Here is an 18,671-nt window from a genome sequence, read left to right on the forward strand (position 1 = left end):
TCCTTAGCCTTTGACGATCATCCCGGCGTGCGGCCCGAGCCGCCAGCCGTCGATCGCACCGGTTTCCGCGATGACCTGCCAGCGATCGGGCTCGGGCGGCGTCCATTCGCACCGGCCCGCGCCCAGGTTGAACAGGCAGAGCAGGCGCTCCTCATCCACGCGCCGCTCGAACGCCAGCAGATCGCCCTCGGCCGCCAGCACGCGCATCGCGCCGACGCGCAACGCCGGATGAGCGTTGCGCAGGGCGAGCAGGCGGCGGGTCAGCGCGAGCAGCGAATCAGGGTCGGCATCCTGTACGTCGACCGCGATGCCGGCATGGTCAGGGCCGACGGGCAGCCAGGGCTCGGCGTTCGAAAACCCCAGCGCGGGCGCATCGGATCGCCACGGCATCGGCGTGCGCGCGCCGTCGCGGCTCATCGTCAGCGGCCAGTTGGTGATCGCCTCGGGATCGACCAGCCGGTCGAAGGGGATGTCGACCTGGGTCAGCCCGAGCTCCTCGCCATAATAGAGGAAGATGTTTCCCCTGAGCGCGACCAGCAGCAGCATCTTCATCCGCGCAAAGGCGTCGGCATGCTCGGGCGTGGTCCAGCGCGAGATGGCCCGCGGCGCGTCGTGGTTCTCGAACGCCCAGCTCGGCCAGCCGGTGCCGTGCTCCTCGGGCCAGCGCTCGACCGTCTCGCGCACCAGCGCGGCGGTCAGCCGGTCGGCGTAGAGGAAGTTGAAGCCATAGGCGCTGTTGAGGCGGGCATTGCCCTCGGTGAAGGTCTTCATCTCGCGCTCGGCGTCGTCACCGCCGACCTCGGCGACGGTGAAGGTGGCGCCATATCGGTCGAGCAGCGCGCGCAGCCGTTCGAGGAACAGCGGGATGTCGGCATGGCTCTGATTGTGCACGCGCAACTGGAAGTCGAACGAACGCGTGCGTGGCCGGTTGCTCGGCGGCGCGGGTGGATTGTCGCGCAGTTCGGGATCGTGCATCGCGAAGTTGATCGCATCGACGCGAAAGCCGTCGACCCCGCGATCGAGCCAGAAGCGCGCGGCGTCGAGCAGCGCCTGCTGCACCTCCGCATTGTGGACGTGGAGCTGGGGCTGCGCCGACAGGAAATTGTGCATGTAATATTGGCAGCGGCGCGCATCCCAGGTCCAGGCGGGGCCGCCGAACACCGATTGCCAGTTGTTGGGCGGCGATCCGTCGGGCTTGGGGTCCGCCCAGACGTACCAATCGGCCTTCGGATTGTCGCGGCTCGACCGGCTTTCCTTGAACCAGTCGTGCTGGTCCGAGCTGTGCGAATAGACCTGATCGATGATCACCTTCAGCCCCAGCTGGTGCGCGCGGGCGACCAGCGCGTCGAAATCGTCGATCGTGCCGAAGATCGGATCGACGCCGCAATAATCGGCGACGTCGTAGCCGAAATCCTTCATCGGCGAGGTGAAGAAGGGCGACAGCCAGATCGCGTCGACGCCCAATGACGCGACATGATCGAGATGCGCGGTGATGCCGGGCAGATCGCCGATGCCGTCGCCGTTGGAATCGGCGAAGCTGCGCGGGTAGATCTGGTAGATCGCGGCGCCGCGCCACCATTCGCGCGTGGCGGCGACGGCCGGCGCTTCGGGCATCAGCAGGCTCATTTGCGGACCTCGCACACCGCGTAGCCGAAGGCGGAGATTTCGAAGACGGCGCTGCCCGGCGCGGCGGGCGCCGCCGGGCAGGCGCCGTGGAGCGTGGCGAGCCGCCGCGCGGCGGGATCGATCTCGACCGGTCCGGCGAACGGCGTGCCCGCGGTGTTGAAGACGATCAGCACCTCGCCGCCGGCATCCTCGATCCGTGAGACCGCGAAGATGCCGGGCTCCTCGGCATAGGTGCGGATCAGCTGCCGGCCGCGGCGCAGCGCGCCATGATCGGCGCGCAGCTTCGCCAGCTTCGCGATCGCCCGGTAGAGCGGATGGTCGCGATCGAAATTCGCATCGGCGGTGGTCCTCGTCGTGCCGAGCAGGCGGTTGTCGTTGTATAGCGCAACCTCGCTCTCGAACATGTCCTCCCGCGCATCCTGATCCCCACCGTCGCCGGCGAAGCCCTGCTCGTCGCCCGAATAGATGGTCGGCACGCCGCGCAGCAGAAGCATCATCGCGTGGGCCAGCTCGGTGCGCCGGAGGATCTCGTCGTCGCTCGCCTGCGGCAAGGCCTTGCGCGCATAATGCGCGAAGCGGCCGGCGTCGTGATTGCTGATGAAGGTCGGCAGCTGGCGCGCGGCCTTTGCCCCGCCTTCGTAGAGGGCGTCGCCCAGGAACATGTGCTCGAGCACATCCGGCCCGTCGGGGCCGCCCGCGACCTGGTTCACGGCGTTGCGAAAGGCGAAGTCGAGCACCGCGGGAAAGCCGTCGACGCGCGTATGCACCGCGAACGGCCCCGCCTCGACGCCGCCGCGGGCGACCTCACCGAAGATGTGGAAATTGGGGATGCCCCGCGCCTTGGCGCGTTCGATCATCGCGGGCACGAAAACCTGCCAGAATTCGGGATTGACGTGCCTTGCGGTGTCGACGCGGAAGCCGTCGACGCCGTATTTGTCGATCCACGCGCCGTAGATCTCGATCATCCCTTCGATCACGCGCGGGCTTTCGGTCATCAGATCGTCCAGCCCGACGAAATCGCCCATCGTCGAGCTTTCGCCGGTGAAGGTCGTGTTGCCGCGATTGTGATAGTGGATCGGGTCGTTGAGCCAGGCCGGCACCTTCACGCCGCGTTCGGCGGGCGGGACGATCGGGGTGTAGGCCCAGCGGGGATCGGTTAACTTATCGAAGTTCGCGCGTGTGCGTATTTGATCGCCGAGGAAGCCGGGGTTGATCGTGGGGCCGTTTAGGCCGCCGCGGCGGGAATAGGGATAGGCGGCGCGGCCGCGATAGGGGCAGGACTGATAGCCGCAATCGTCCCCGTACTGGATGACGTCGGCGGTGTGGTTGGTGATGATGTCCATATAGACCTTCATCCCGCGCGCATGCGCCGCATCGACCAGCGCCCTGAACTCCGCCTCGGTGCCGAAATGCGGATCGACGGTGGTGAAATCGGTGATCCAATAGCCGTGATAGCCCGCCGATTCCTGACCCGGCCCGCCCTGGACCGGCTTGTTCTTGAAGATCGGCCCCAGCCAGATGGCGGTCGCGCCGAGACCCTGAATGTAGTCGAGCCGATCGGTCAGCCCCTTCAGGTCGCCGCCGTGGAAGAAGCCCTTGTGCGTCGGATCGAAGCCCGTTTCGAGCGGCCCGCCGGACAGGCCGCCGCGATCATTGGCGGGATCGCCATTCTCGAACCGGTCGGGCAGGACGAAATAGATCGTCTCATCCTCCGGCAGGCGCTGGCGGAAGTCCTGCGCCAGCGCCGGCGTGGCGGCGGCGAGCAGCAGCGTCGCAAGGGCGCGGGCAAAAGACATCAGGCGGGAATCCTCTCTGGCGACGGAGCGGCGCAGCGCGCGGCGATGAAATCCTGGTGGAGCGGCAGCGCCGCCGCCTGACGGCCGGCATCGGCGGCGGCGAGCGCGATGAACTCGGCGAGCTGGTCGGCGGTGAGCGCGTCGGCGAGCGGGTGATAGCCCAAGGGCTCCATGCCCTGGCCGAGCATGACCTGCATCCAGCCGACCTCGGTGAACAGCTCCTCATCGACGCGGACGATACGGCCATTGGCGCGGAACAGCGCGATCTTCTCGGCAAGCGTATCGGGGATGGCCATGGCGCGGCAATCGCGCCAGAAATCGCCTTCGCGGCCGTTGGCGTGATAGTGCAACACGATGAAATCGCGGATGCGGTCGGTCTCGAAGGCGATGCGGCGATTATAGGCGGCGCGGTCGGCCTCGGCGATCGCGCGGCCGGGCAGGAACTTGAGCAGCTCCGCGATGCCGATCTGGACCAGGTGGATGCTGGTCGATTCGAGCGGTTCGAGGAAGCCGCCGGCGAGGCCGAGCGACACGCAGTTGCGCGTCCACGCCTGCTCGCGCCGGCCGGTGGTGAAGCGCAGCGGCCGCGGATCGCCGAGCGCCTCGCCGTCGAGATTGGCAAGCAGCATATCCGCCGCCGCATCATCGGCGATATGCGCGCTCGAATAGACGAGGCCGTTGCCGGTGCGGTGCTGCAGCGGGATGCGCCATTGCCAGCCCGCCGCGCGCGCGGTGGCGCGGGTGTAGGGGGTCAACGGATCGGTTCGCGCGCACGGCGCCGCAAGCGCGCGATCGCAGGGCAGCCAGTGCGTCCAGTCGCGATAGGGCGTGCCCAGCGCCTTGCCGGCGAGCAATGCGGCGAAGCCGGTGCAGTCGACGAACAGATCGCCTTCGATCATCCGCTCGCCATCGAGGATGAGCGCGGAAATGTCGCCGCTTTCGCCATCGCGCGCCACGTCGAGGATGCGGCCCTCATGACGCTCGACGCCGCGCGCCTCGGCGTAGCGGCGCAGATAGGCGGCGTAGAGCGATGCGTCGAAATGATAGGCCCAGGCGATGCCGCTCGGCGGGCCGCCAGCACGCTGCTGCGGATGGCCGAACCGGTTCTGATAGGCGGCGACCGCGCCGGGGGCGAAATCCCACAGCCCGCGCGTGCCGCCTTCGGCGCGGTGGCGCAGCCAATAGGGCAGGAAGCCGATCAGCCCGAGCGGACGGCCGATGCCGCCGAAGGCGTGGATGTAGCGGCTGTCCGGACCGTTCCAGCCGGCGAATTCGATGCCGAGCTTGAAGCTGCCTTGCGTCTCGCGGACGAATTCGGCCTCATCGATGCCGAGGCCGGCGTTGAAGGCGCGGATCGGCGGGATGGTCGCCTCGCCGACGCCGACGGTGCCGATCGCCTCGCTTTCGACCAGCCGGATGCGCCAGCGGGGCGCAAGAAAGCGCGCGAAGGCCGCCGCCGCCATCCATCCGGCGGTCCCGCCGCCGGCGATGACGATGGTCGGGCTTTCGCGTTCGCTCACGCGCCTGTCCTTTCGCATCGAAAAGAGGTCCCCCGCCAGCGACGCCGGCGGGGGCAGGGGAGAAATCCGGCTCAGCGCTCGCCGAACTTGAAGCTGATACCCGCGAGGAAGCGGCGGCCGTAACGCTGATAGTCGATGATCGCGAGCTCGTGCGAGGGATCGACCGTGACGAAGGGCTCGTCGGTGAGATTCTGGCCCTGGACGAAGACCGACAGGCCTTCGAGCGCGCTGCCCGGCTGGAAATCATAGCCGACCTGCGCGTCGACGATCATTTCTCCCCGCGCGCGGCGCCGGGTGCGCGAAGCGCCGAAGCCCGAAAGCTCTCCAACGAAGGTCGAGCGATAGCGCACCGAACCGCGGGCGTTGAAACCCCATTTCTCGAAATAGGCGGTGCCGTTCACCACCCATTTCGAATAGCCTGGAATATCCTCTGCGGGAGCACCGGGCGTCGGCTGGATCTTGGTTTCGGTATAGGAACCGCCGCCCGTCACGCCGAAGCCGTCAAGCGCGCTGCTGAAGGTCGAGAAGGGCAGGGTGCCGGCCAGCTCCACGCCGTAAAGCTCACCGCCGGTTCCGTTGATCGGAATGGTGAGGTCGCCGACCGGCGCGATCGGAACGGGATTGCCGTTTACGTCGGTGCCGGGTGAGGCGAGCGGAACCGAAGCGCTGTCGAACTCCTGCGCCGCGGTGTAGATGTAGCTCTTCAGGTCCTTGTAGAAGAACTGCGCCGCCAGATAGCCCTGCGTGCCGAAATATTTCTCGAAAGTCACGTCGACCGCGTTGGCGCGCCACGGACGCAGATCGGGATTGCCCGAGCTGCCGTTGGGGATCGCGACCACACCCGAAGGGCCGGTGGGGCCATCGGGATCGACGATCGTATAGCCGTAGCTCAACGACGCCTTCATGTCGTCGAGACGAGGACGGATGATCTCGCGCGCCGCCGACGCGCGGATCACGAAGTCATTCGGCAGGCGCAGCGACAGGTTCACGCTCGGCAGCACGTCAACATAATCGGTGCTTTCGCGCCGCACGGTCGCGCCGATATCGGGCGAGCCGTTGGGGTTGGTGCCCAGAAACACGGCGGTCGCGCCGCGCGAGTTCTGATCGGTGAAAATCGCCTGGACGCCGAAATTGCCGGTAAGTTCGCTCGCCCCGAGCATCGCCTGGATATTGCCCTGGAGATACCCGGTCATCAGCTTCTCGCTGACGCTGTAGGACTTCACGACGACGTCGCCATAGGGATTGGGCACCAGCTTATACACGCCCGCGGCGAGCAGATCGCGCGGGTCGTAGCTGATCACCGGGCCGAGGCCGAGATAGGCGAGGTTGGTCGGTTCGAGCCTGAACTCCTCGGGGACCGGAATGCTCACCGTCCCATCGGTATTGGCGGCGAGGCCGACGAACGCTTCGTCGGGGACCAGCGACTTGCTGCGATCGGTATAGTTGAGCCCGAACTGGACGCTGCTCAGGAAGCCGCCGTCGAGCTCGCGCTCGATCTCGATACGATATTGCTTGAGCTCGTCCTCGATGATGCGGTTGTTGTAATAGCCGTCCTGACCGTTGAGGATTGCGTCGCCGTTGACGCCGATCTGGTTGCCGCCCCAGCCGAGCGGGCTGGTGAGCAGGATCAGGTCGTAATCGCCGTAATCGAGCGTCGGATCGAACACGGTGCCCTCTGGCCCGCTGGTGAAGTTGATCGTATCGAGCGCGCCGGTGCCCTGGCCGCGCCCCGTGCCGGCGTTGCTTTCGAACACCAGTTCGTTGCGATCGGTCTTCGAATAGCTGACGTCGACCATCGCGTTCCAGCCGTCGTCGCCCTCATATTTGCCGTTCCAGCCGAACGAGTAGAGCTTGGCCTTGCGTTCGAACACGTCGTTGCGCACGACGCCCTCGACATTGCTGAACGTGCCCGATCTCACGAAGCCGTCGTCCGCGGTCGCGTTGCTCAGCGGCGTGTTGGTGCCCCAGTAGAGCGGCAGTTCGACGCCGCGCTTGATCTGGTCGTCAGTAAAGTCCGAGAAGAACGCGTCGAAGCTGGTGGTGAATTCGGGCGCGGGCTGCCATTCGAGCGTGCCCTGAAGGCCGAGCCGGCTGAGCTGGGTCGAGGTGGCGTAGGATTTGGAGCCGCCGATGACCTGTGGCGCCGTGCCGTTCGGCCCGGTCCCGGGATAGCCCCAGGCATTGAATTCCTGGATCTGATAGGGTTCGTCGAGATAGCTCGCGGCGAGCACGACGCCGAGCGTGTCGTCGGCGAACTGATCGACATAGGTCGCGCTTACGCGGTAGCCATATTCCTTCGAGCCGCTGTTCAGCTTGCCGAGATCGGCCCAGGTGCCGCGCGCGCCGACCGACAGCTGCTGGCGCCCGAATTCGAGCGGACGGATCGTGCGCAGATCGACCGTGCCCGACAGGCCCTGGCCGACCAGGCTGGCCATCGGCGTCTTGTAGACCAGCACCTGATTGACGATTTCCGAAGGGTACTGATCATATTCCACCGCGCGGTTGTCGCCGGTCGAGGTCTGTTCTCGGCCGTTCAAGAGCGTGGTCGAGAAGTCGGGCGCGAAGCCGCGGATCGAGATCGCGCTCGAGCGGCCGGAGATGCGCTGCGAGGTCAGGCCGGGAAGGCGCGCGATCGATTCGGCGATCGAGGCGTCGGGCAGCTTGCCGATGTCCTCCGCCGAGATAGCCTCGACCACCTGATCGCGCGATTTCTTGGCGATGAGCGCGTTCTGCAGCGACGCGCGGAAGCCGGTGACGACGATTTCGGCGTCCTGATCGGCCTGTGCGGCATCCTGCGCGGCGGCTGCGGCATTTTCGGCTGCGATGGCGGCATCGCGCGCAGCCTCTTCGGCCGCGGCTGACGCTGTCGCGGCATCGGCCGGCGTTTCCTGCGCGAACGCCGCGCCGGGCGCCGCGATCAGCAGCGCGAGGGCGAGCGTGCGGGCGCTGGCGGAGCCGGACAGGCCGGCGGCGCGGCTGCCCGTGAAAATGCTGTGCTTGATCATGTGTCCCCTCTCCCCTGAAAGCCGGATGCCTCGTTCCCGCTTCTCGTGGCGGGGGCGGACGGGCGCCGGCGAAAATCATGTCGGCAGCCTCGGCTTCCGATTGCGTCAGATGCAGCCGTTCACGCCGCAACCGCAACGAATGCGCATACGAATACATTTTCGTGGACGCCCCGCAGTGGCCGATTTGCACCACTACCGGCGATGGGGCATGACGGGGGCATAACAGGGGAGGGGGCGCCAACGCCCGCGAACGTCGTGACCCGCAAGGCCACATCCTTCGATATCGCGCAGATGGCCGGCGTGTCGCAGCCGACCGTCAGCCGTGCGCTGCGCGGCAGCCCCTCGGTGAGCGAGGAGACGCGCAAGCGGATCGAGGCGATCGCGCATCAGCTGAACTACAAGGTCGACAAGAACGCCTCCAACCTCAGGAGCCAGCATTCGAACACGCTGGCGCTCCTGTTCTTCGAGGACCCTTCGCCCGACGATTCGCAGATCAACCCCTTCTTCCTTTCGATGATCGGGTCGATCACCCGGTCCTGCGCGACGCGCGGGTACGACCTGCTCATCTCGTTCCAGCAATTCTCCGAGGACTGGCACACCGAATATGAGGACAGCCGCAAGGCCGACGGGATCATCCTGCTCGGCTATGGCGACTACGAGGCCTATCGGGGGCGGCTGGAGCAGCTGGTCGCGCAGGGCACGCATTTCGTGCTGTGGGGATCGAGCAAGGACGGCCAGCCGGGGGTGACGGTGGGCTGCGACAACGCCCAGGGCGGCTTCGACGCGACCAGCCATCTGGCGGACGCGGGGCGGCGGCGGATCGCCTTCCTGGGCGACGCGTCGAGCCATTATCCCGAGTTCCTCGCCCGCTGGCGCGGCTACTGCCGGGCGCTGGAGGCGCATGGGCTGGCGCGCGACGACGGGTTGCTCGCTTCGGCGCTCAGCAACGAGGATGACGGCGAGGCGGCGGTAAGGACCTTGCTGGCGAAGGGGGCGCGGTTCGACGCGGTGCTCGCGGCGAGCGACCTGATCGCGGTCGGCGCGATGCGCGCCCTGCAGGCGGCCGGGCTGGAGGTGCCGCGCGACGTCGCCATCGTCGGCTTCGACGACATCCCCGCCGCGCGGCTGACGCGGCCGCCGCTCTCCTCTGTGGTGCAGGATACGCGCGCCGCGGGCGAGCTTCTGGTCGACACGCTGATCCGCCAGATCACCGGCAAGCCGGCCGCGGACGCGATCCTGCCGGTGCAGCTGGTGGTGCGCGAGTCCTCGGCGGGCGCCTGAACGCATACGAATACACGCTTCCCTTTCGCCGCCCGGCCCGCGTAGCCTTGCTGCGCACAAGAAAACGGGCGGGGGGATGGAGATGCACAAGCCGCGTCAGGGCTTTGGTGGGCTGTGGACGATCTCCTTCGGCTTTTTCGGCGTGCAGATCGGCTTCGCGCTGCAGAACGCCAACGCCAGCCGCATCTTCCAGTCGCTGGGGACGCCGATCGACAGCCTCGCCCTGATGTGGATGGCGGCGCCGCTGACCGGGCTCATCGTCCAGCCGATCATCGGCCATTACAGCGACCGCACCTGGGGGCGGTTCGGGCGGCGGCGGCCCTATTTCCTGGCCGGCGCGATCCTGTGCACGCTGGCGCTGGTCTTCATGCCCAATTCGCCGGCGATCTGGGCGGCGGCGGTGACCTTGTGGATCCTCGACGCGTCCCTGAACGTGACGATGGAGCCGTTCCGCGCGTTCGTCGGCGACATGCTGGCGCGGGCGCAGCGGACGGTGGGCTACGCCTTCCAGACCGGCTTCATCGGCGCCGGCGCGGTGGTGGCGAGCCTTGCGCCCTATGTGCTGGATTGGGTGGGCGTGGCGAACACCGCGCCGCCGGGCGAGGTGCCGGACACGGTCAGATACAGCTTCTATTTCGGCGCGGCGATGCTGCTCGGCGCGGTGCTGTGGACGGTGATCGGCACGCGCGAATATTCGCCCGAGGAGATGGCGGCCTATGCCGAGGCCGACGGCGAGGCGCCGCCGCCGCCCGAGCACGCGCCCCTGGCGACGCCGCGCGGCGGGCCGGTCTGGCTGCTGGCCGGGATCGCCGCGGCGGCGGCGTCATGGTGGGCGGGGTTCGCCAACGAGGCCTATCTGGTCGCGGGCGGGATCGCCGCGTTCGGGATTGCGCAGATCGTGTCGGGCGCGCTCGTCCGCGCCGGCAGGGGCGACAATGTGCTGAGCCATGTCATCAGCGATCTCGCCACCATGCCCGAGACGATGCGGCGGCTGGCGCTGGTCCAGTTCTTCACCTGGGGCGCGCTGATCATCATGTGGGTCTACACCACGCCGGTCGTCGCCCAGCAGGCCTTCGGCGCGACCGATCCGGCGTCGGCGGCGTACAACGAGGCGGGCAACTGGGTCGGCGTGCTGTTCGCGATCTATTCGGCGGTCGCGCTCGCCGCGGCGTTCGTGCTGCCGAGGCTGGCGGCGCTGCTCGGCGCCTCGCGCACCCACATCCTCGGCCTGCTGTGCGGCGCGGCGGGCTATCTCGGGCTGTTCCTGATCCGCGACGCCGGGCTGCTGATCGTCGCGATGGTGGGCATCGGCATCGCCTGGGCGTCGATCCTGACGATGCCCTATGCGATCCTGGCGGACGCGCTGCCGCAGCGGAAGCTGGGCGTGTACATGGGCATCTTCAACTTCTTCATCGTGCTGCCGCAGCTGATCGTCGCGGTGCTGATGGGGGCGGTGATCCGCCACCTCTTCCCCGGCGAGCCCGTCTGGACGATGCTGATCGCGGCGAGCGTGATGGCGCTCGCCGCGATCGCGATGCTGCGCGTGCGCGCGGCCTAGTGGATGCTCGCCGCCGCCGGCTCGTCGCGGACCTGCACCGCCGCGCGCGTGGCGGCGACGGCGAAGGCGCACAGCGCGACATAGCACAGCATCGGCACGATGAACGCCGCCGCATAGCCCGCCGACTGCGACACCGCGCCGACCAGCGGCGGGATCGCGGCGCCGCCGACGATCGCGGTGCAGAGGAAGCCGGAGGTCGCCTCCTGGCTCGCGGTCGAGCGCTCAAGGGTGAGGGTGAAGATCGTCGGGAACATGATCGAGTTGAACAGCCCGATCGACAGCGCGACGAAGCCCGCCTCGACGCCCCCGATCGCGAAGACGTAGAGGCACATCGCGGCGGCGACGCCGGTGAAGATCGCGAGCAGCCACGCCGCGTTGAAGCGCGCGAGCAGCGCCGAGCCGACGAAACGGCCGACCATCGCGCCGCCCCAGTAGAGCGAGACCGCCTTGCCCGCCTCCTGCAGCGACACGCCGGGGGTCGAATCGAGCTGCATGAAGCGCGCCAGCCAGCCGATCTCAGCCGGCGCGTCGCTCGCGCCCCATACGGTGTCCGCATTGAGGAACAGCGCCATCTGCGTGCCGATCGCCACCTCCGCGCCGACATAGAGGAAGATGGCGAGCCCACCGAACAGCGCCCAGCGGGAGCTCAGCGCCTCCTTCAAGGTGCCGACGATGCCGGCATCGCCATGCATGGGCGCAGGCGCGGCCGCCTCCACGGTCTTGCGCGCGAGCAGGAAGAAGACCAGCAGCATCGCGATCAGGCCGCATATCCAGAAATAGGCGAAGTCGATGCCGATCAGCGCGTTGTCGCGCACCGCCTGCGTGACCACCTCGCCCTCCTTGACCTCCAGCCCTTCGAGGAACAGCACCGCGCCGAGATACGGGCCGATGAAGGTGCCGACCGAGTTGAACGTCTGGCTCAAGGTCAGGCGGAAATGGCTGTAGCGCGGGTCGCCGAGCGCGGCGGCGAGCGGGTTGGCGGCGACCTGGAGGATGGTGATGCCGCTCGCCAGGATGAACAGGCCGAGCAGCACCAGCGTGTAGATGGCGAGATTGGCGGCGACCAGCATGACGAGGCAGCCCGCGATCATCGTTCCAAGCGCGATCAGGATCGACGGCACCGAGCGGCGGCGGGCGACCAGCACCGCGGCGGGCATCGAGATCAGGCCATAGGCGATGAAGAAGGCCGAGGCGGACAGCTGCGCCTGCACGTCGGTGAGGCTGAAGATGCCCTTCACCGCCGCCACCAGCGGATCGATCAGCGAGGTGATGAAACCCCAGGCGAAGAACAAGGTCGTCACGGCGGCGAAGGCGGCGATCGTGCCGCGACGGCTGTCGGTCACAGGGTTCTCCTCGTTCGCGGCCTGCCGCCGCGTTCGCGGGGGCGATAGCCGCAATGCGCGCGCCAATGCAATTGAGAACGTTTCCGGGGCATGACATCGATTGACAGCGCCGCCGTAGCGGCATTTAGCTTTGCCGCACTGCAGCAAGGACTCGGCCGCTGAAGATCGCCATCGTCGATGACAGTCCCGCGCGCGCCGCGGTGATCGAGGAAGGCCTGCGCGAGGCGGGGCTGGACGATATCGTCGTGCTGATCGAACGGCGCGGCCTGGTCGCGCGGATCGCCGCGCTGGCGCCCGACGTGGTGCTGCTCAACCTCGAAAATCCGGGGCGTGACGTGCTGGAGGAGAGCTTCGCGCTCTCCCGCGCGCTCGCCCGGCCGATCGCGATGTTCGTCGACCAGAGCGACGAGGAGTCGATCGCGGCGGCGGTGGAGGCGGGCATCTCCGCCTATGTCGTCGACGGCTTGCGCAAGGAGCGGATCAAGCCGGTGCTGGAACTGGCGGTGCGGCGATTCAGCGCCTTCGCCCGCTTGCAGGCCGAACTCGCCGAGGCGCGCACCGCGCTCGCCGACCACAAGACGATCGATCGGGCCAAGGCGCTGCTGATGAAGCGGCGCGGGATCGACGAGCCGGCCGCCTATGCGCTGCTGCGCAGGCAGGCGATGGATAGCGGCCGCCGCATCGCCGATGTGGCCGACGCGCTCGTCACCGCCGCCGATCTGCTGGGAGGAGACCTGTGAGCGTGTTCCGCATAGGCTTCCTGCCGCTGGTCGACGCCGTGCTGCCCATCGTCGCGCACGAATATGGGCTGGCGCGCGCCGAGGGGATCGAGCTGGCGCTGGTCCGCGATCCGAGCTGGGCGACGGTGCGCGACCGGCTGATCTACGGCCAGACCGACGCGGCGCACCTGCTGGCGCCGCTCGCCATCGCCACTGCGCTGGGGCTCGATCGGCCCGCTGTGCCGCTCGCCGCGCCATTCATGCTGGGGCTGAACGGCAATGCGATCACCGTGTCGCCCGCGGTCGCCGCCGCGATCGGTGACGCGACAGACGATGCAGCGGCGATCGGCCGCAGCTTCGCAGGCGTTGCGCAACAGGCGCGCGACGCCGGCAAAAGGCTGCGGCTGGCGGTGGTCCATCGCTATTCGAGCCACAATTACATGCTGCGCTACTGGCTTGCCGCGTCTGGCTGCGATCCCGACCGCGATGTCGAGATCGTCGTGGTGCCGCCCCCCTTCGTCGCCGAGGCGCTGCAATCGGGCGAGATCGACGGATCGTGTGTCGGCGAGCCGTGGAACAGCGTCGCGGTCGCACGCGGGGCGGGCGTGATCATCACCGCCACAACCCAAATCTGGCGGCGCGGTGTGGAGAAGGTGCTGGCGATGCGCACCGCGACGCTGGGCGAGCGGGCGGACGATGTCGCCGCGCTGCTGCGCGCGCTCCACGCCGCCGGCAAGCTGGTGATCGATCCGACCAGGCGAGGAGAGATCGCGGCTCTCCTCGCCCGGCCGGAATATCTCGACCAGCCGGCGGAGCTGATCGGTCGTGCGCTCGGCAACCGGCTGGTGCTGGCTCAGGGCGGCGCGGCGCGGGATCTGGACGACTTCCTCGTCCTGCACCGCGAGGCGGCCAACTTCCCGTGGCGCAGCCAGGCGATGTGGCTCTACACCCAGATGGTCCGCTGGGGCCATGCCGGCGCCGACCTGCGCGACCTAGCGCGCGCCGCTTCGGTGTTCCGGCCCGATGTCTATCGCGCCGCGCTTGGCCAGACCGATGCGGTGATTCCCAGCGCCAGCGCGAAGGTGGAGGGCGCGATCGGTGCGCCGCTGGGCGCGGGCAGCGTCAGCGGGCGGTTGATCCTGGGATCGGATCGGTTCTTCGACGGCCAGCGGTTCGATCCCGACGACGTCGAGGCCTATTTGAGCGCGGTGACGCGGGGGCGCTAAGCGAGTGCGCCACGTTTTCTATCCGTTACTCTGGACCCTTCGACAGGCTCAGGACAGGCTTATTCCGGGACCATCTCTCCACCAGACCGACCGGCGGTTGGGGCACGATGGACCCCGGAACAAGCCCGGGGTGACGGTAAGGGACGAATGGTACAGACTTAGAAAATGCTGCACGTGCGAAGAACGCACTTGCGCGGGCATTCGAATCGTGACAGCCTCGTGATGCTCGGGCGACGAAGTTTGAGCACGAGATAACCGGCGCGGCCCAATGGCGGGAAGCGCCGGGGCGGTGCCGAGAGGCATCGAACAGGCAACGACGCCGCCCGAACCGGTCCTTCAACAGGCCGCCGTTCGGGCGGCTTTTTTTGTGCCCGAACGGATCGGCGCTTCGCCAGCGCCGGCCCCGGATGGGCAGGAAGGCTCGAATGAACAAGGGGTTCTGGTCCGCCGGTCACCGACCGACACTGTTCGCGGCGTTTCTCTATTTCGACCTCGCCTTCATGGTGTGGGTGATGCTCGGCCCGCTCGCGCCCGATATCGCGCGCGATCTGGGGCTGAACGCCGCCGAAAAGGGCTTCATGGTCGCGATTCCGACGCTGGCGGGCGCCGTGCTGCGGCTGGTCAATGGGCTGCTGGTCGATCGGATCGGGCCCAAGCGGACCGGCGCGATCGGTCAGTTGATCGTCATCTTCGGCCTGCTTTCCGCCTGGGCGTTGGAGGTCGACAGTTTTGGCGGGACGATAGCGGTGGGTGTGGTGCTGGGCTTTGCCGGGGCGAGCTTCGCCGTCGCGCTGCCGCTCGCCAGCCGCTGGTATCCGCCGCAGCATCAGGGGACCGCGCTGGGCATCGCCGGGATGGGCAATTCGGGGACGGTGTTCGCCGCGCTGTTCGCGCCGACATTGGCCAAGCTGTTCGGCTGGAACGCGGTGCTGGGCCTGGCGGCGATCCCGCTCGCGATCACCTTCGTCATCTACATGGCGCTGGCCAAGGACGCGCCCGGCGCGCCGGCGGCGAAGCCGATCGCGGCCTATCTGGCGCCGCTCGCCAAGCCGGACGCCTGGTGGTTCATGCTGTTCTACGGCGTCACTTTCGGCGGCTTCGTCGGGCTGTCGGCCAGCCTGGGCATCTATTTCACCGACCAGTTCGGCTTGAGCGCGGTGACGGCGGGCTATTGCACCGCGGCCTGCGTGTTCGCCGGATCGCTGGTGCGGCCGATGGGCGGCGCGCTGGCCGACCGGATCGGCGGCATCCGCACGCTGACCTTGGTCTATGTCCTCGGCTGCGCGACGCTGCTCGCGATCAGCACCGGCCCCGCCACGGCGGCCATGGCGCTCGCGCTGATCGTCGTCGCGATGCTCGCCTTCGGGATCGGCAACGGCGCGGTGTTCCAGCTGGTGCCGCAGCGCTTCCGTGAGGAGATCGGGGTGATGACCGGGCTGGTCGGCTTCGCGGGCGGGGTCGGCGGCTTCTTCCTCGCATCGTCGCTGGGGCTGGCCCGGCAGTTCACCGGCAGCCCGCAGCTGGGCTTCGCGATCTTCGCCGTGCTCGCGTTCGTCGCGCTCTCCGGGCTGACCTTCGTCAAGGGCAAGTGGCGGATGACCTGGGGCGCGGCGCTGGAAGGAGTGCGCATCTGATGACCCATCACATCCAGCGCGAGCATCTCGTCGTCATCGGCAACGGCATGGCCGGCTGCCGCGCGGTCGAGGAGATATTGGCGCGCGATCCGAACCGCTACCGCGTCACCATCTTCGGCGCCGAGCCGCGGGTGAACTATAACCGCATCATGCTCTCTCCGCTGCTGGCGGGCGAGAAGAGCTTCGACGAGATCGTCATCAACGATGCCGCCTGGTATGCCGACAACGGCATCGAGCTGGTGTCGGGCGACGCGGTGACGGCGATCGACCGGGCGGCGCGGACCGTGACGGCGCGGTCGGGCAAGGTCGTCGGCTACGACCGGCTGCTGATCGCCACCGGCTCCGACCCGTTCATCATCCCGGTGCCCGGCGCGAGCCTGCCGGGCGTGGTCAGCTTCCGCGACCTCGACGATGTCGACGCGATGCTGCGGGCGGCCGAGGGCGGCGGCGACGCGGTGGTGATCGGCGGCGGGCTGCTGGGGCTGGAGGCGGCGCACGGGCTGAGCCTGCGCGGCATGAAGGTGACCGTGCTGCACATCATGCCGACGCTGATGGAGCGCCAGCTGGACGAGGCGGCGGGCTGGCTGCTCAAGACCGCGCTGGAGGAGCGCGGCCAGGCCGTGCTGATCGGCGCCGACACCGCCGAGATCATGGGCGACGGCAAGGTGGAGGGCGTGCGGCTGAAGGACGGCCGCGAAATCCCCGCCTCGCTGGTGGTGATGGCGGTCGGCATCCGGCCCAATGTGGCGCTGGCGCGCGAGGCGGGGGTGGCGGTCAATCGCGGCATCGTCGTCGATGACAACATGGTCACCTCCGATCCCGCCATCCTCGCGGTGGGCGAATGCGCCGAGCATCGCGGCATGGTCTATGGGCTGGTCGCGCCGATCTGGGAGATGTGCCGCGCGCTGGCCGATGCGTTGACCACCCTCCCCAGCGGCTATGCCGGGTCGGTCACCTCGACCAAGCTCAAGGTCGCCGGGCTCGACGTCTTCTCGGCGGGGGATTTCTCGGGCGGCGAGGCGTGCGAGGACATCGTCCTGCGCGACGCCTCGCGCGGCGTCTACAAGCGGGTGGTGGTCAAGGAGAACCGCGTCGTCGGCGCGGTGCTCTATGGCGACACCGCCGATGGCGGGTGGTATTTCGACCTGCTCAAGCGCGGCGAGGATGTCGCGCCGATCCGCGACGCGCTGATCTTCGGCCAGGCCTTCGCCTCCGGAGGTGGGCAGGCGGACCCTAAGGCGGCCGTTGCGGCGCTCTCGGACGATGCCGAGATCTGCGGCTGCAACGGCGTATCCAAGGGGCAGGTGGTCTCGTGCATCGCCAAGGGCGCACGCAGCCTCGACGCCGTGCGCGCGAGCTGCAAGGCTTCGGCCAGCTGCGGGTCGTGCACCGGGCTGGTCGAGAACCTGCTCGCGCTGACGCTGGGCGACGACGTGCAGTCCGGGCCGAAGACGATGTGCAGCTGCACCAGCTTCGGCCATGACGATGTCCGGCGGGAGATCGTCGCACAGGACATGCGATCCATCCCCGAGGTGATGCAGAAGCTGCATTGGGGGACGCCCGACGGCTGCTCCTCGTGCCGGCCTGCGCTCAATTACTATCTGCTCTGCGCGCTGCCCGGCGAATATGCGGACGACCAGCAGAGCCGCTTCGTCAACGAACGGATGCACGCCAACATCCAGAAGGACGGCACCTATTCGGTGGTGCCGCGGATGTGGGGCGGGATCACCACCCCGCAGGAGCTGCGCGCGATCGCCGATGTCGTCGAGAAATACGATGCGCCGATGGTCAAGGTGACGGGCGGCCAGCGGCTCGACATCTTCGGCATCCGGAAGGAGGACCTGCCCGCGGTATGGGCCGATCTGAACGCCGCCGGGATGGTCTCGGGACATGCGTACGGCAAGGCGCTGCGCACGGTGAAGACTTGTGTCGGCTCCGAATGGTGCCGGTTCGGGACGCAGGATTCGACTGGGCTGGGCGTCAAGCTGGAGCGCGGCTTCTGGGGAAGCTGGATGCCGCACAAGTTCAAGATGGCGGTCAGCGGCTGCCCCAGGAACTGCGCCGAGGCGACGATCAAGGATTTTGGCGTGGTCTGCGTCGATTCGGGCTACGAACTGCACGTCGGCGGCAATGGCGGCATCCATGTCCGCGTGACCGACCTGCTGGTGAAGGTCGCGACCGAGGCGGAGGCGATCCATTATGCCGCCGCCTTCGTGCAGCTCTATCGCGAGGAGGCGCGCTATCTGGAGCGGACCGCGCCGTGGATCGAGCGCGTCGGGCTGCAGCATGTGAAGGACCGCATTGTCGCGGATGAAGCCGACCGCGACGAACTCGCCGCGCGCTTCTGGTTCAGCCAGCAATTCATGCAGGACGATCCCTGGGCCGAGCGCGCCGCCGGGCGGCAGCGCGACTATCTCCACCGGCCGCTCGCCGAGGTGCGGCCTCTCAAGCAGCTGGAAGGAGCAGAGGCATGATGTCCGAATGGCTCGATGTCGGCGCGGTGGCCGACGTTCCCCTGCGCGGCGCGCGCGCGGTGCCGATCGCCGGCGGCGAGGAGATCGCGGTGTTCCGCACCGGCGCGGGACGCGTCTATGCGCTGGTCAATCGCTGCCCGCACAAGGCGGGGCCGCTCAGCCAGGGAATCGTCCACGGCGACAGCGTGGCGTGCCCGCTGCACAACTGGGTGATCAGCCTGGCGAGCGGCGAGGCGCTGGGGCAGGACAAGGGCTGCACGCCGACCATTCCGGTGGAGGTGCGCAGCGGCCGCATCCTGATTTGCCGCGATGCGGCGCTGAAGCTGGCGGCGTGAGGGAAATGGGTCATCTCCCTCTCCCCTTCAGGGGAGAGGGTCGGGGAGAGGGGCCTCTCCGCGGACGCGGTGCTCTGTGGTGACGGGCCCACACCCAACCCACACCCCAGAAGGGGGGAGGGGGTTTGTACGCACCCCCAGCGCCAAATTCGGG

General features: G+C 68.2%; 12 protein-coding genes. 7 read left to right on the plus strand and 5 right to left on the minus strand.

Annotated features, from left to right (window positions below; all coding sequences use genetic code 11):
* Window positions 1-3 precede the first annotated feature (3 nt).
* The 4 genes from D1610_RS02665 to D1610_RS02680 are packed head-to-tail and all read right to left on the minus strand — an operon-like array spanning window position 4 to window position 7,947.
* Complete coding sequence (locus D1610_RS02665; RefSeq protein ID WP_245941939.1) at window positions 4-1,626, minus strand: alpha-amylase family glycosyl hydrolase; 1,623 nt, start codon at window positions 1,624-1,626, stop codon at window positions 4-6.
* A complete protein-coding gene (locus D1610_RS02670) occupies window positions 1,623-3,422 on the minus strand; it encodes an alpha-amylase family glycosyl hydrolase (RefSeq protein ID WP_118862558.1) in 1,800 nt (599 codons plus the stop codon). The genes D1610_RS02665 and D1610_RS02670 overlap by 4 nt, the downstream gene beginning before the upstream one ends.
* On the minus strand, window positions 3,422-4,960 hold the full coding sequence (locus D1610_RS02675) for a tryptophan halogenase family protein (protein WP_118862559.1): 1,539 nt from the start codon (window positions 4,958-4,960) through the stop codon (window positions 3,422-3,424). Before D1610_RS02675 ends, D1610_RS02670 begins: the two co-directional genes overlap by 1 nt.
* Window positions 4,961-5,013: 53 nt before the next feature.
* Window positions 5,014-7,947: a TonB-dependent receptor gene (locus tag D1610_RS02680; protein WP_118862560.1), complete on the minus strand. Its 2,934-nt coding sequence runs from the start codon at window positions 7,945-7,947 to the stop codon at window positions 5,014-5,016.
* A 291-nt stretch (window positions 7,948-8,238) separates the two neighbouring features.
* Between D1610_RS02680 and D1610_RS02685 the strand changes: the two genes are divergently transcribed.
* Both D1610_RS02685 and D1610_RS02690 read left to right on the plus strand, forming a co-directional pair.
* Entirely contained in the window at window positions 8,239-9,228 is a 990-nt protein-coding gene (locus D1610_RS02685; protein WP_245941980.1) for a LacI family DNA-binding transcriptional regulator, read from the plus strand.
* 82 nt (window positions 9,229-9,310) lie between these two features.
* Window positions 9,311-10,786, plus strand: a complete 1,476-nt coding sequence (locus D1610_RS02690) for an MFS transporter (RefSeq protein ID WP_118862955.1) — start codon at window positions 9,311-9,313, stop codon at window positions 10,784-10,786.
* On the opposite strand, the gene D1610_RS02695 is transcribed toward D1610_RS02690, so the two are convergent.
* Window positions 10,783-12,129, minus strand: a complete 1,347-nt coding sequence (locus D1610_RS02695) for a sugar MFS transporter (RefSeq protein ID WP_245941942.1) — start codon at window positions 12,127-12,129, stop codon at window positions 10,783-10,785. The two genes, D1610_RS02690 and D1610_RS02695, sit on opposite strands and share 4 nt — an antisense overlap.
* 158 nt (window positions 12,130-12,287) lie before the next feature.
* On the opposite strand from D1610_RS02695, the gene D1610_RS02700 reads away from it, so the two are divergent.
* The 5 genes from D1610_RS02700 to nirD all read left to right on the plus strand — a co-directional run bounded on the left by D1610_RS02700 (window position 12,288) and on the right by nirD (window position 18,517).
* Window positions 12,288-12,869 (plus strand): ANTAR domain-containing response regulator, encoded by a 582-nt coding sequence (locus D1610_RS02700; RefSeq protein WP_118862562.1) that lies wholly within the window; start codon window positions 12,288-12,290, stop codon window positions 12,867-12,869.
* Window positions 12,866-14,074 (plus strand): ABC transporter substrate-binding protein, encoded by a 1,209-nt coding sequence (locus tag D1610_RS02705; protein ID WP_118862563.1) that lies wholly within the window; start codon window positions 12,866-12,868, stop codon window positions 14,072-14,074. Before D1610_RS02700 ends, D1610_RS02705 begins: the two co-directional genes overlap by 4 nt.
* Before the next feature lie 425 nt (window positions 14,075-14,499).
* Entirely contained in the window at window positions 14,500-15,708 is a 1,209-nt protein-coding gene (locus D1610_RS02710; protein ID WP_182466675.1) for a nitrate/nitrite transporter, read from the plus strand.
* A complete protein-coding gene (gene nirB / locus D1610_RS02715) occupies window positions 15,708-18,182 on the plus strand; it encodes a nitrite reductase large subunit NirB (protein ID WP_118862565.1) in 2,475 nt (824 codons plus the stop codon). Before D1610_RS02710 ends, nirB begins: the two co-directional genes overlap by 1 nt.
* Window positions 18,179-18,517, plus strand: a complete 339-nt coding sequence (nirD, locus tag D1610_RS02720; protein ID WP_182466676.1) for a nitrite reductase small subunit NirD — start codon at window positions 18,179-18,181, stop codon at window positions 18,515-18,517. Before nirB ends, nirD begins: the two co-directional genes overlap by 4 nt.
* Window positions 18,518-18,671 lie beyond the last annotated feature (154 nt).

It is taken from the genome of Sphingomonas gilva (assembly GCF_003515075.1).
Classification (GTDB): domain Bacteria; phylum Pseudomonadota; class Alphaproteobacteria; order Sphingomonadales; family Sphingomonadaceae; genus Sphingomonas; species Sphingomonas gilva.